The organism is Edaphobacter sp., from assembly GCF_035532915.1.
Classification (GTDB): domain Bacteria; phylum Acidobacteriota; class Terriglobia; order Terriglobales; family Acidobacteriaceae; genus Edaphobacter.
In genome coordinates, this window is record NZ_DATKQC010000282.1 from 1 (window position 1) to 14,872 (window position 14,872).

The 14,872-nt window shown below is 58.4% G+C and carries 8 protein-coding genes; 5 read left to right on the forward strand and 3 right to left on the reverse strand.

Going from position 1 to position 14,872, the window contains the following annotated elements:
• Positions 1-456: 456 nt before the first annotated feature.
• Genes VMU57_RS13405 through VMU57_RS13425 form a run of 5 tightly spaced genes read left to right on the forward strand, consistent with a single transcriptional unit; the run spans position 457 to position 5,160 of the window.
• A complete protein-coding gene (locus VMU57_RS13405) occupies positions 457-1,416 on the forward strand; it encodes an outer membrane lipoprotein-sorting protein (RefSeq protein ID WP_325384213.1) in 960 nt (319 codons plus the stop codon).
• Positions 1,413-2,669: an ABC transporter permease gene (locus VMU57_RS13410; protein ID WP_325384215.1), complete on the forward strand. Its 1,257-nt coding sequence runs from the start codon at positions 1,413-1,415 to the stop codon at positions 2,667-2,669. The genes VMU57_RS13405 and VMU57_RS13410 overlap by 4 nt, the downstream gene beginning before the upstream one ends.
• A gap of 11 nt (positions 2,670-2,680) precedes the next feature.
• Positions 2,681-3,961 (forward strand): ABC transporter permease, encoded by a 1,281-nt coding sequence (locus VMU57_RS13415; protein WP_325384218.1) that lies wholly within the window; start codon positions 2,681-2,683, stop codon positions 3,959-3,961.
• Between the two features lie 17 nt (positions 3,962-3,978).
• On the forward strand, positions 3,979-4,683 hold the full coding sequence (locus VMU57_RS13420) for an ABC transporter ATP-binding protein (protein WP_325384220.1): 705 nt from the start codon (positions 3,979-3,981) through the stop codon (positions 4,681-4,683).
• Positions 4,684-4,686: 3 nt separating this feature from the next.
• On the forward strand, positions 4,687-5,160 hold the full coding sequence (locus VMU57_RS13425) for a DUF2062 domain-containing protein (protein ID WP_325384222.1): 474 nt from the start codon (positions 4,687-4,689) through the stop codon (positions 5,158-5,160).
• Here VMU57_RS13425 and VMU57_RS13430 read toward each other — a convergent pair whose 3' ends face one another.
• The 3 genes from VMU57_RS13430 to VMU57_RS13440 are packed head-to-tail and all read right to left on the reverse strand — an operon-like array spanning position 5,161 to position 14,049.
• Positions 5,161-5,934, reverse strand: coding sequence for a 4'-phosphopantetheinyl transferase family protein (locus VMU57_RS13430; protein WP_325384224.1), 774 nt, complete (start codon positions 5,932-5,934; stop codon positions 5,161-5,163).
• 10 nt (positions 5,935-5,944) lie between these two features.
• Positions 5,945-6,703, reverse strand: coding sequence for a thioesterase II family protein (locus tag VMU57_RS13435; RefSeq protein ID WP_325384226.1), 759 nt, complete (start codon positions 6,701-6,703; stop codon positions 5,945-5,947).
• Complete coding sequence (locus VMU57_RS13440) at positions 6,700-14,049, reverse strand: non-ribosomal peptide synthetase (RefSeq protein ID WP_325384228.1); 7,350 nt, start codon at positions 14,047-14,049, stop codon at positions 6,700-6,702. Before VMU57_RS13440 ends, VMU57_RS13435 begins: the two co-directional genes overlap by 4 nt.
• Between the last annotated feature and the right edge of the window lie 823 nt (positions 14,050-14,872).

Below are 14,872 nucleotides of genomic sequence, written 5' to 3' on the forward strand. Positions count from 1 at the left end.
GCCGCCGATCCCACAATGCCCTTGGCCCCGGCGGTCGCACCGCTGGAGGAGCAGCAAGATGCGGAACGCCTGTTGGCCAACCTGCACCGGCTCTCGGATGAGCAAGTGAGTTCATTGCTCAGCAATATGTTGGCGGAGGAGGAGATCGATTCCATACCCCCTTAGGCTCACGTCGGCGGGATTTGAACCGGGCGAGAATGGCGGCATCGAGCACGTTGAGTGCCGTGAACAAAGTGATGGTCCCGTGCTATTTGCCGCTGTGACACACGTGCTTGATGCAGCTGAAACCGAGCAAGTCGTGCAACGTCTTCACGAAGAAAAGATCGCTGGACGGCTTGAAATCGTGCGTACGGGAGATCTGAAAACCTAAGGTATCGAAGAAGCATAAGGACTGCGTCCTGGACAGACCCGCTGTGCCAACCTTAGCGCACAGCAACAAATGACGAGAAGAGAACCATGGCGCCAAACACTCGTGGCAACTCGGCCACCGTTCGAGGATCGTTGGCAATGCTCGCTACTGCATGGGTCAAAAGCATAGGTGCCGTTTCTGGACGAGCTACAGAGGGCGTGACGCTAACCACGCCCATTTTGATGACGCCGCCTTTTTGTGGCTCCGGCTTTTCCAATCCTCCGCAGAAGACCCGTTGCTTTATAGGACGGCAAAGAAGATGGCTCGCGATCTGCGCCGGGCTGGTATGGTTGGGCTCGGGGCAGGCGGCTCAACCTGCGGATAATCGACAGGCGCGGGAAATCGTAGGCCGAGTGACTCGGCTGTTTACCGGCCAATCCACCATCGCCACCGTAGAAATGGAGATCACCAAGCCAGGCTTGCATCGCAAGATATTGATGCAGTTCTGGTCAGTCGGCCAGTCGAAGGTTCTCGTCCGCATTCGCCAGCCGCGCGAGGATGCGGGCACGGCCATCCTCAAAGTTGGCAACAAAGCATGGATGTATCTGCCGAAGGCGAACCGCACGATTGCAATGTCGGGTTCGATGATGATGACTCCGTGGATGGGCAGTGACTTCACCCTCGATGACCTGACCAGCCAGACTCGCCTCACCAACGACTATACGATTATGACTTCTTTCGTAGGATATCGCGGTGGGGTCGCGATATCGGATTATACACTCTCACCGAAGCCGGCGGCGGCGGTAGTGTGGGGGAAAGTTGTGTTGGAAATCCGCCGAGCCGACCTGATGCCAGTATGGCAGCGCTACTATGACGAGAGTGGGAAGCTTGTCCGCGAACTGTTGTTTTCCGACTACGCGCATGTGGGCGGGAGGCTCATTCCTACGCATCTGGTCATGCGGCCGCTGGACCATCCGGGTCAACAGACAACAGTCACATACGATAACATCGTCTTCGACGCGCCAATCAGCGACACGACGTTTTCCCTGAAGAATCTGAAGCCATGACTGGACCGCTGTTGCGGCTCGCGTGGCGCAATCTCTGGTATAATCCCGCTCGGACGCTGATCGCCATGGCGGCTATCGGCCTGGGCTATGCCATGCTGCTGTTCGTTGCGTGCCTGATGGCTGGGCTGAGGCAGCAGATGATTGAGACCGGAACCGATCTCGGCCTGTCCGATATCCAGGTGCATGCGCCAGGCTACTACCCAGACCGTTCCATTCAGCAGACCTTGGGAGGAGCAACCGGAACAGATGTCAGCGCCCTGCTTGCCTCCATCACCGCCGACCCTCGCGTTGAGGCCGCGAGTCCTCGAGTGTACGCCTACGGCTTGGTTAGCGGGACCCATCAATCAGCTGGGGTGCAGCTTCTCGGCGTCGTTCCCGAACAGGAGCAGAAGATTACGGTGCTGCAAACTCGGATGGTAGGAGGGCACTATTTGACCGGACAAATGCCTAAAGGTGTCGTGATGGGAGACAAGCTCGCCTCGGCGATTGGCGCCAAGGTTGGGTCGAAAATCGTCCTGTTGACCTCGGCGGTCGATGGTTCAATGGGAAATGACCTTTACACGGTAACGGGAGTCTTTCACACGGGGCTTGCCGCAATGGACCAGAGTCTGGTGGTCATGCCTCTTGCTTCTCTGCAGAAGCTGTTGCGCTTGCCGCCGGGAAGAATCCACGAAATCGCGATTAAACTGCGCAACGTCACCATGGCAACGACCACGGCAGCGACACTTGATGTACTGCTGAGCAAATCCCTTCCGGTTCAAGTAATGCCTTGGCAGGAGCTGGCACCGGAGCTGGCTGACTATGTCCAGTTCAATCGTCGTGTGACATTCATTCTCTTCTTCATTTTTTTCCTGTTGGCAGCCATGGGCATCGTAAACACCATGCTCATGGCGATCATCGAGCGGACGCGTGAGTTTGGCATGCTGATGGCCGTGGGAATGCGACCGGCGCAGGTAGTTGGTCTCGTTCTGGCAGAGGCCGCAAGTCTCGCAGGAGCCAGTTTGGTTTTGGGAGGAGCGCTCGGGTCTCCGCTCCTCTGGTATTTGCAGGAGCATGGCCTGAACCTGGATGGCAATGGAGGCTCGGTCTCTCTTGCCGGAGTCGTTGTCGGCCCCCTCTGGTACGGTCGGCAGGACTTCACTGCGTACGCGCAGGCCGCCCTGGGACTTGCCTTCGCGACTCTGGCGTCTGCGCTTTACCCTGCATTGCGAGCAGCTCGTTTTCGCCCCGCGGAGGCGCTCCGAAAGGTTTAGCAATGGTGGGAATGCTTCTGCTAGCGAAAATAGGATGGCGTAACCTCTGGCGCAGTCCTCGCGGGACCCTGCTGACGGCGTCGGCTTTGGGTTTGGGCCTGGCCTTGCTGCTAGTTTCTTTGGGCTTGCTCGACGGCGGCCACGCCCAAATGATCGATAATGCAGTGAGGCTTGGCCCCGGACACGTTGTCGTCCAGGCACACGGGTACCAGCAGACGGACTCCCAGGACTTGTTGCTGTCGGCCTCCGCCGTGTCTGCGACCGAGGCCTTCTTGCAAACTGAGACTATGAGACGTGTTGTGCGTGGTCTGAGTCCCAGACTGCTGGCCTCCGGATTGCTGAGTTCGGCAGCCAACGCTGACGGGGTGAGAATCATGGGGGTCATCCCCAAAGACGAGCGTTCCGTATCCCTGATTCCCCAACGGATGGTTGAGGGGACCTATCTCGGTAACGACCAACAATCAGGTATCGTCATTGGGACCGAGTTGGCCCGCAGGCTCGCGATAACGATCGGAGCCCGGGTCGTGCTCATGACTCAGGCGCTACAGCCATCCAACGCGGCGGCGTCCAACGCGAGTGGCGGAGAGATGCAGAGCACTCTGCTGCGGGTGAATGGGATCTTTCGCACGGGTGTCCAAGCGATCGACGCCCACGTCATCCAGTTGCCGTTGCCTGCGGCCCAAACTCTCCTCAGAGTGCCTGACCGGGTCACTCTGGTCGCGGTCCTGCTGGAACAGGAGCGGGACTCGCCGATAGTGGCCCGGAAGTTGCGGGAGAAGTTAGCCGGGTTTCCCGTTGAAATTCTTTCTTGGCGGCAATCCATGCCGACTCTGGCTCGGCTCTTCCGACTAGACGATGCCTTTAACTACATCATGAACGCTGTGGTACTCTCAGTCGTCGGATTGGGGATACTGAACACCGTCCTTATGCGAGTACTCGAACGCCGCTATGAATTCGGGCTCTTTTCGGCTTTGGGTCTAAGACCTGCGCAGCTAGCCATCATGGTCATCGTCGAGTCATTGACGCTCACAGCGATCAGCCTAACACTAGGGCTCGTCCTGGGATTGAGCATCGAGCATTATTTCGCCACTTATGGGTTGGATCTGCGCTGGTTCTTCGCAAGCAGCCTCCCCGCTGCCCTCGTTTTTGACCCGATTATCTACTCGCGCCTGAGCCTAACGCGTATCGCTTGGTCTGTTGGCATTGTATTCCTGACTGCGACCGTCATCTCCATTTATCCGGCGCTCAGGGCCGCACGAACCAAACTGCCTACCGCCTTGAGGGTGTTTTAGCTTGATGGGGGAAAGATATGATTGAATGGGCGGTCGAGCTGAGGGACGTGAAGAAAAGCTACCACGTAGGGGCAATCGAGGTCCTGGCACTGCGCGGGATCAGTCTCCAGGTCGCTCCGGGAGAATTCGTTGCAATAGCGGGTCCGTCTGGATGCGGCAAAACTTCATTGCTCAACGTCATCGGTGGACTCGATCGCGCCGATACTGGCGAGGTGTTGGTGGACGGAAGGAACCTTCAACTGCTATCTGCAGGAGAACTGGCCCGTCTGCGGCTGCAGCGTCTCGGCTTCGTCTTCCAAGCTTACAACCTGCTCCCGGTCCTGACGGCCCAGGAAAACGCCGAGTTCCCCCTGCTCCTGCAAGGGGTACCCACAAAGCAACGAAAAGAAAGAGTGCAAAAGCTCTTCGCCGAAATCGGTCTTTCCGGCCTTGAAAGTCGACGCCCCGGGGAGTTATCCGGCGGGCAACAACAACGAGTCGCGGTGGCGCGCGCCATGATCAGTGAACCGGCGCTTATTCTAGCGGACGAGCCTACGGCGAATCTGGACTCGGTGATGGCAACCGCTCTCCTCGAAGTGATGGAGCAACTGAATCGCGCTCACGGGACGACTTTTGTGTATGCCACCCATGATCCTCAGGTTATGGACCGGGCGCACCGACTGCTTCACTTGCGTGATGGGCAGATCGCCAGTGATGTGGCACATGCCAGACCCGAGCCGTGAGATATGAGCAGGCCCACCCTCAAACAACGAGTCGGAGAGACCTGGAAAAAGCTGTTGCACCTCAATGCTCGGCCGGATCAAATCGCGGCCGGCTTCTCTATCGGCATCATCGCCAGTTTCCTGCCGCTGAATCCATCGCCAATAGCCGTAGCAACCGTGGTGGCATGGCTGCTGAAAATGAGCGTTATCGCGGCGATCGCCGGGGCAACGACGGCGATTCTTTATTCCCCGCTGTTGCCTTTGATCTGGCTCGCGGAATATCGACTGGGAAAGTTGATTCTCCCAGTGCAGCGTCCTCTGGCGCTGGATCACGCACGGCTGTGGGAGGTTTTGCAAAAAGGCTGGGATGCGTACGCTGCCATGCTCATTGGCTCGATTATCATCGCTGCACCCGTGACATTGGTCACTTTCTTGATCGTAAATCAAGTTGCCACGAGATGGGCGCGGAAAAGAAACTCGTTGTACAAATCAGACTAGTTACCGACCTGGGTCCGGCCATTGTAAGCAGGCAAGACGCCAGCCGTGTCCTTCCACGGCAAGAGCGGCCACATAGTCCGTTGCGGCGGGAAGTTCCCGAAGGGACCAACGGGAGGCTTCGAATGGGTCCCGTTGAATCCCGAGCGCTATCTCCGATTCCCCGGAAACCAGCGACACGTCAAACTGGTCCAATGGCAGGGAAAGCCCTTCGCCCCGGGCCTTGATGTAGGCCTCCTTGCGCGTCCAACAGCGAAAGAACGCCTGACGCTGCATTCCGGGTGGGAGTGTCTGGAGCATCGCAACTTCCCGTCTTGAGAAGAACCGCTCAGCGATCTCCATCACTTTCAGATCGAAGCATATGCGTTCGAGGTCGATACCCACCTCCCGGCCACGCGTGACCACATAGAGGGCGACTCCGTGAGAGTGGGATACGTTGAAGCGGATCGTATCCAAGTCGGCATCACCGGCAAGGGCAGGCTTTCCATGAGCACCGTAGCAAAACGTCAGGCATTCGGGCGCTCGATTCAGATAGCAGCCGAGGATGGCCCGGAGCACGCCGCGAGCGACAATAAAGCGCTCGCGATGTGTCTCGAAATAAAACTGCTCCGCCCTCGTCCGTTCATCCGCTGCAAGGGTTGGGAGAAAGCTCTCACTCTGAGATTTAGGCTGATCCAACGTCGCTCGCCAGACATGAACCTCATCGCGGCCTAATACAAAGGCTTCCGGTGGAGAGCGCCACAGAGGATCAGCCGGAATGATGAAGACTGCTTTCATATGGCAGTTCTCACTCGTCTCTGTGCAGTTCCTGTGAGAGCACCTGAAGAAGCAGCGGCTGAACTGCGTTCAAGAAGAAGTGGCCTCCGGGAAACATCCGCAGCGACAAGGATGCGGTCGTCTGTTCACGCCAGGCGCCAAGATCATCGCAACTCACCCTACGATCCTGCAAGCCGCCAAAGCTGGAGATGCAGCAAGTGAGAGGAAGCTCGGGCGAGTACGCATATGTTTCGTAAACGGCGAAATCCGCCCGCAACGCAGGAAGCATGATCTCCATGAGTTCTGGATGCTCCAACACCTCGCCGGGAGTGCCATTCAGGCGGCGCAGTTCTTCCAGGAATTCCTCGTCGGGCAGCGCATGGATCGGGCGATGTCTAGGCGGGATCTGCGGCGCGCGAGCCGCAGAGGCAAACAGCCTAACCGGCTGAGCGCCCGACTGTCTTCGGAGCTGGCGGGCGAGTTCAAAGCCAACCAATGCGCCCAGGCTGTGACCGAAGAAGGCAAACGGCTTGTCCAGAAGCGGACCGAGCGCTTGGGCAAGGGTCTCGACGAGCGGCGAAAGCTGAGTGAACGGTGTCTCCATCAGCCGAGTTCCCCGACCGGGGAACTGAACCGGGCAGACTTCGACATAAGCTGGCAAATCGCTCCACCAAGTGCGAAAAAGCGCGGCACCGGTTCCCGCGTACGGGAAACAGAACAGGCGCAGGCGGGCCTGCGGGTTCGGTTTGCGGAAGGCAATCCAGGAGTCAAAAGTCGGCGCGGCAGTCATTGAGCGACCTGAGCGGCTGTGTCATTTTGTTCCGTCACCGCGGATTGCGCACGGTTGAGGCACGCCGTCAGCTCCTTTGCCAGGACTTCAACGTGAGGCGCGTACATCATGTTGGCGTGATTGCCCGGAACGACATGGACCTCCACGCCGTCGCTGGCCCACTCGCTCCAGCCCATTGTCTGGTCCGCGGGCGCGCCGTCCAGCGTTTCACACGCTTTGAAGAAGGTTATTCGACCTGGGTGGCGATGCAGTTCGTAGGCCTGCGCCGCACGTAGATCGTTCCTGAGGAGCATGACAAACCGGCGAGCTCGGGAAACATCGAGCTCCGCGGGCACCAGGCCGGCGCTCTTTGCCTGTTCCAGCATAACGGCCAACTGTTCGCCTTCGGGAAGCTCCGTCAGCGACTCCATCGGGCCGAACGAAATGCCGAAATAACGTTCTACCAACGAAATCGCGTCGGCATCTTGTTCGGGAAACGTGGCATCGGGCGTGGGAATCCGACCATCCAGCATGGCAAGCAGCGCCACACGCTGGCCTTGCGCGTGAAGTTGCTGCGCCATCTCGAAGGCAACCATGCCTCCCATGGACCATCCTCCAAGCAGGTACGGTCCCGTCGGCTGCACGGTCTGCAGGGCTTGGATGTAGGTAGCCGCCATGTCTTCGATCCGCGCGTGCGGATCCTGTTCATCTTCCACGCCCCTGGCCTGCAGCCCATAGCAGGGCTGATCAGGGCCCAGAAACCGCGCCAGATGAATGTAGGGAAAAACATGTCCGCCAGCCGGATGTACCAGGAAGAGCGGCCGCTTTCTGCCTTCAGGTTGAATGGCCACCAACGCTGACTGTGGACCAGGCATGGCCTGCTGACGTAAAGCAGCCGCGAGGTCCTCAATCGTTGCCTCCTGAAAGATAGTTGTTAGCAGAAGTTTCTTGCCCAGCCGGGTTTCTATCAAGCCAAACAGGCGCACTGCCAACAGAGAGTGCCCTCCCAGCTCAAAAAAATTGTCCGTCACCCCGACCGGCAGAACGCCTAAAACCTCCTCCCAGATCTGCACGAGTTGGCGCTCCAGATCATCGCGGGGCGCGACGAATGCCTTCTCCAACGCCGGTCTGGATCGATCCGGCGCTGGCAGCGCCTGGCGGTCGATCTTCCCGTTAGGCATCAATGGCAAGGCATCTAGCAGCACGACCGTCGCCGGTACCATGAACGCCGGCAGCTTGTCTTTGGCAAAGCGACGCAGCTCATCGGTCGTGCAGTCCCCAACCACATAGGCCACCAAACGCTTGTCGCTTGATGCGTCTTCTCGCGCCAGCACCACGGCCTCGCGCACGGCCGGGTGTTCGCCAAGGGCGGCCTCGATTTCCCCCAGTTCGATGCGAAACCCTCGTATCTTTACCTGCTGGTCGGTCCGACCGAGAAACTCGATGTTCCCATCGAGCCGATAGCGGGCCAGGTCGCCGGTTTTGTACATTCGCGCGTTTGGCTCAGCACTGAAGGGATCTGGAACAAACGTCGAGTTGGTCAAATCCGGCCGATTCAAATACCCTCGTGCCAAACCGGCTCCGCCGACATGAAGATGACCTTGCATGCCGATCGGGACGGGGTTGCTATGCTCGTCCAGAATGTAGATCGCTCGGCCAGAGAGGGGACGACCAATGGACACGCGCTGATACCCCATGGTCTCACCACGATGGGGCACGATTTCGCAGGAAGTTGCCGTGATCGTCGCCTCCGTCGGGCCGTAAGCATTAATGAGCCGGACTGAATTCATCGGGGTTTGCTGCCAGAGCTTGAGCGCACCGGGCAACATCGTATCGCTGCCGATAATGAAGAGCCGCGGTTGAATGTTCGGGACCAGCTCCTCGAAGCAAGCCCATTCTCGCGTCAGTTCCTGCCAGTAGGCGGTCGGCAAATTGAGGACCGTGAGCCCGAACTCCGCAATCTTTCGATGAAATTCCGCCGGATGCCAGACGTTCGCCCCCATGACCACCAGTCGTGCCCCAATCATCAGTGTCGGCAGGATCTCCTCCAGAGACACATCAAAACTCGACGAACAGAACTGGAGCACGACATCGCGGGAGTCCAGTTCGTAGGTCGTTTGAACATTCTGACAGTGACCCGCAATAGCGCTATGCGAAACCTGAACGCCCTTGGGCGGCCCCGTCGATCCCGACGTATAGACGACATACGCCAGGTTTTCGGGGCGAACTGGATTGCCGGGGTTTTCATCGCTTTCACGGGCAATCATCTCCCAGCCTGAATCGAGGCAGATGATTTTGGCATTCTCCTCCGCCCACCCCAACGCTGACCGCTCCCAGGTCAACAGCACCGGCGCTTGTGCATCTCTCAACATAAAGGCCAGGCGCTCCTGCGGATAGGCAGGGTCCAAAGGCACGTACACCCCGCCCGCCTTGAGAACGCCGAGCAAGCCGATGACGAGCTCCAACGAGCGTTCCAGGCAGATGGCCACCATGACCTCGGGCCCGACCCCGAGCGCACGCAAATGTTGCGCCAGTTGATTGGCGCGGCGGTTCAGCTCCCCGTACGTCAACTGTTCCGTCTCGGACACGACGGCAATCGTGTCCGGCGTTCGCTTCGCCTGCGCCTCAAAAAGCTGATGAATGCACAAGTCCGGCGGATGATCGGCCCGGCTTCTGTTCCATCCCACCAGCACTTGCTGTCGCTCGGCCTCGGTCAACAGTGGCAGGTCCGCCAGGCGCTGCTCGGGGTCGGCGACCACGCCCTCCAACAGCGTCTGAAAATTCCCCAGCATCCGCGCAATCGTGGCCGCCTCGAACAGATCGGTATTGTACACAAATGCGGCTGTTAGCCCTTGGTCGGCGTCCGCTATCAGCAGGGTCAGATCAAAATGGGCCGCCTCGCTGTCCACTTCGACCGGGCTTAGAACCAGGCCCGGTTGCTCGACTGTCCGCAGCGAAGCATTCTGCAGCACGAACATCACCTGAAAGAGCGGATTGCGGTTCAGATCCCGCGTCACCTTCAATTCCTCGACCAGTCGGTCGAAGGGCAGATCCTGATGGCTATACGCTCCCAAACACACTTTTTGCACCCGCCGCAAGAGTTCCCGGAAACGGGGATTTCCGGAAAGGTCTGTCCGCAGGACCAGTGCGTTGACGAAGCACCCTATAAGTCCTTCGATCTCTCGCCTGTTACGGTTGGCGATCGGCGTGCCGACGATCATGTCGTCCTGGTTCGTGTAGCGATACAACAAGACCGTGAACACCGCCAACAACGTCATGAACTCGGTCGCCCGTTCCTCGCGGCATAGCGCTTTGAGCCCTTCATGCAGATGTCTGGACAGCACCAATGACTGGCGCGCACCTCGAAAAGTCTGCACTGCCGGTCTGGGGCGATCGGCCGGCAGGTCCACAACAGCCGGGGCGCCAGCCAGTTGCTCCTTCCAATAGGAAATCTGCGTTTGCAAGACTTCACCCTGCAGCCACCGCCGCTGCCAGTGTGCGAAATCCGCATATTGTATGGGCAGCGCAGGCAGCGGCGAGGACTCGCCTGCGCAGAAGGCGAGATAGAGCGTCTCCAGCTCTTGAATCAGTATTCCCGTCGACCAACCGTCGGAGACAATATGGTGCATCGTCAGCAGCCCCACGTGCTCCTCATCGCCCAATCGCAATACGGTACCCCGTAACAGCGGACCTCGGGACAAATCGAAGGGAAGTTGGGCTTCGGCGGTGACCAGTCGCCGGACCTCGGCCTCCCGCTCGCCCGTCGGCAGCTTTCGCACGTCAACGACCGACAGCTTGATTGTTAAGGCCGGAGCAATCAGTTGCGTAGGCCGTCCAGCCGCCTTCCCGAAAGTCGTACGCAACGATTCGTGACGCTTGATGATTTCATTGAGACTCCACTCCAGCGCCGCCAGGTTGAGCAGCCCCTTGAGACGAACGGCGGCTGGAATGTTGTAGGCTGAAAGCCCAGGCTCAAGCTGATCGAAAAACCACAGTCTCTGCTGGGCAAATGAAAGAACCAGGTCTTCGTTCCGTGGAACCGGCAGGATGGGCGGCAGCACCAGATTCTGCCCGGCCTCCCGAGCAGCCTCGATGCTTTCAGCCAGACCGGCCACGGTTGGTGCCTCGAACAGTCGGCGCAGCGGAATTTCGACCTCGAAGGCCTCGCGCATTCGGGAAGCAGCCTGAGTCGCCAAAAGCGAATGCCCACCAAGATCAAAGAAATTGTCGTGGATACCTATTAGTTTAATGCCAAGAAGCTGTGCCCATATCTCTGCAAGCAGCTCCTCTGTAGGAGTTCGGGGTGCCACGAAGGCCTTGGTCAATTCGGGTCGGGCTTTGTCCGGTGCCGGCAGTGCCCGGCGGTCGATCTTCCCGGTGTACAGCAACGGGAAGGCATCGAGCAGCACGAAGACTGCTGGCACCATATGGTCGGGCAGCTTGTCCTTGAGAGAGCGGCGCAACTCGTCAGCGGTGGATTCAGCGATCACATAAGCCACCAGCCGCTTCTCTCCTGGCGCATCTTCCCGAAGCAAAACAACGGCCTGCCGGACGGCTTGGTGTTGGCCAAGCGCGGCCTCGATTTCCCCCAGCTCGATGCGGAAACCGCGAATCTTGACCTGGTGATCGGCGCGGCCAAGGAACTCGATGTTCCCGTTTCGCAGATAGCGGGCAAAATCGCCCGTCTTGTACAGTCGTGCTCCAGGCTCTGTGCTGAATGGATCCGGAATGAATTTCTCGGCGGTCAACTCTGGCCGGTTCAGATACCCTCGCGCCACACCCACCCCGCCGATATGCATCTGGCCTGCGACCCCGATCGGCAGCAGATGTAGTTCATTGTCCAAGATGTATATGCGCGTGTTCGGTATCGGCCGTCCGATCGGAACCGAAGAAAAGTTGTTGGCCTCGTCGCATAAGCGATATGTCGAGTCGATGATCGTCTCGGTCGGGCCGTAAACGTTATAAAGCTTGGCCCTTGAGCGGCGCTGGAACCGAGCGACCACTTGGGTCGGCAAGGCCTCGCCGCCGCACATGATCGCACGCAAGGCGGGACAGTCATCGAATGCCGGCTCCTCGACGAGGAACTGCAGAAGAGATGGAACGCAGTGAAAAATGGAAATGCGCGCGCCACGGAGCGTCTCTGCCAAGTAACGACTATCGCGATGACCATCCGCTTCAGCAATGACAAGCCTGCCACCAGTTAGCAAGATCGGGTACAGTTCACGTCCGGCAGCATCGAACGTGATCGGAGTTTTCAGAAGACAGCGGTCTTCGACCGATAGCTCGAGCGTTTGGGTTATCCAAGTGATGACATTGCACAACCCACGGTGTTCGACCATGACTCCTTTGGGCTGTCCCGTTGTGCCGGAGGTGTAAAGAATGTAGGCAAGGTTCTCGGCGGTTGCCTTGGCTGCCGGGTTTTTTTCACTCATCGCGGCGATGGCTTCCCGCCCGGTGTCCATGCAAACAGCGTGGATCCCGCGCTCAGGCATGCTCGGCATCATGTGCCCTTGCGTCAGCAGCACCGCAGGATGGGCATCTTCCATCACAAAGGACAGGCGCTCCTTCGGATAGGCGGGATCTAGCGGCACATAAGCTCCGCCGGCTTTCAGAATGCCAAGAAGGCCGACGACCATCTCCGGGCAGCGCTGCATGCAAATTGCCACCGGTACCTCCGGCCCAACGCCTAAGGCTTGGAGGTGATGGGCCACCTGGTTGGCGCGGGCGTTTAGCTGAGCATATGTAAGTTGCTGTCCCTCAAACAGGATGGCGACGTTGTCCGGTGTCCGCTGGACTTGTTCCTCAAACAATTGGTGGAGGCACTTATCTTTTGGGTAATCTGCCCTCGTATTGTTGAGATCGACCAAAATCTGCTGACGCTCAGCATCTGTCAGAAGTTCCAGGTCACTGATCGCAGCAGCCGGATCACGGATGACACTTTCCAGCAGCGCACGAAAATGTTCCGCCATTCGGGTGATCGTGATTGCGTCGAACAGGTCGGCATTGAAGCGGATTGAGGTTGAAAGTGATCCGGTCGTCTCAATGACCAACATGACCAGATCCAGAGTTGCAGACCGGCGTTCCAGCGGGATCAACTCCATAGCAAGCTCGCCATGCCCCATCCGCAGCCCGGTCTCGCCGCCCACAAATGTCGATACCGCCTGATCGGTGGCCCGGTGAGGTTTATCCAGGACGAACATCGCTTGGCAGAGCGGCGGGCGGCTAAGATCCCGGGGCGGCCGGAGCCGTTGAACCAAGCGCAGAGTGGGGTAATCCTGATGCTCGAGCGCCTCCAACACCGTGCGACGCACCTGGCCCAGAAATGCCCGAAACGTTGGCTTCCCGGAGAAGTTTGCGCGCAAGACAACCGGATTGGCAAAAAGGCCTACGATTCCTTCAAACTCGGCCCGGCTCCGTCCGACCATGGGGGAGGCCACAAGGATGTCTTCCTCGCCACTGTGATAGTGGAGTAGCAGTTGGAACGCCGCCAACAGGACCATGAACAGCGTCGCTCCCTCGGCTTTGGCAAGCGTTCGGAGCCGTCGAGCCAAGTCATCGTTCAGAGTAAAATCGTGCTGCGCGCCGCGAAACATCTGAACCGGCGGTCGCGGCCGGTCAGTGGGCAGATTGAGCACGGGTAACTGGCCGGACAGTTGTTTTTTCCAGTAATCCCAGAGACGTCCTCCGGTCGGCCCCGCAAGCATTCCGTCCTGCCACCGAACGAAGTCCGTGTATTGCAAATCAAGGGCCGGGAGAGACAGTGGTCGACCGGCTTGTTCTGCCAGATACAGTATAGCGAATTCGTTCAGGATCACCGCGAGAGACCAGAAATCAACCACGATATGATGAATGACCAGCAACAGAATGTGTTCCCGCGCCGATCGCGTGAACAAATTCACCCGCGTGACCGGCCCTCGCTCGAGATCAAACGGACGCTGGGTTTCCTCGACCAGCCGCATTTGCAGGTCATCTCCGCACCAGTTCGAGGCATCAGCCTCCTCGAAGTGGACCTGCTGATGTTCGTGGATCTGTTGAACGGGCTTGCCGGCGTGCACCGCAAACGTGGTTCGCAGGGAAGGATGACGATCTAGCAGTGCCTGAAACGCGCGCCGGAAAGCGGGGACATCTACGTCGGAGTGGATGTGCCCTGCAAAACTGACATTGTAGACCGAGCTGTTCGGCGCGAACTGGGACAAAAACCAGATCCCCTGCTGGTTATCGGAGAGAGGATGGAATAGAGGGGACCCGCTCACCTTTCTCCGCAGGAGGCGGGCAAGCAGCGTCCGTCTTTCATTAGGTGAAAGATCAGCGATTGGCTGGATGGGCGGCAGTGCCCCAATTTGCTGCGAGTTCGTCTGTCCCGACATAGCCTGTATTGTAACAACCGAGTCAGGTTGGGGAAACCCAAATCACCTGTGGCGCTTCTGTTACAACGATTCGGCTATTGGAGACTGTCCACAGGTGTCGTCACGAGTTGTGTTGAAATTGCCAGAGCGGCGTCTCCGACGGGGTGAGCATGTGCCGTGTTGCCGGTTGGAAAGGTTCTGATACCAGATCCCGCGATGGCTGACTCTTCCAGCCGTCGCGGGATCTGGTATCGCGCGCCGGATTGGCCGGCGGCGGCGCGCAAAACCAAGACTCGATACCATGGGTCGCCATCAGCGAGCCTTGGTATGAGGCATATTCGGTGCTGCCGACGGGCATATGAAGACCTCGTCCACTATGATCCATTCCATCCCAATGCGTTCTCCGATAGGGAAGGCATGACTGAAGCCCATGATGTTAGAATGTCTTTCAAAACCTACCTTGCAATGCGCGCAGGCATATGAGGGAGCAAACGAGTGAGTCGTCCGTGAAGAATTTATAACTTATTGATAGATTGCGGGTTTTGTGGCTTGGCGAGTAAGTGGGTTTGCCAGGAATGTGCGTTTCTCGGTCGGCTTTCTTGCATATCGCTTCGGCACGGCGGAGGCTGTCAGAATAATTGTGTAAGCGGCGAATGGGTCCCCTTCTGAGGAAGGAATTCCACGATGACGAAGATCAAGCCTTAGTGTCTGACTGAGAAAGGGTTGAGTGATTTCAGCGGGTTGTGATTCCGTTGGTTTGCGAGACACGACGGAGCCACGGATGCCCTGGACTGAAATCACTCGCCCGCAGTATCGGCGGGAGGGTTTGCGCTATGCAAGCGAT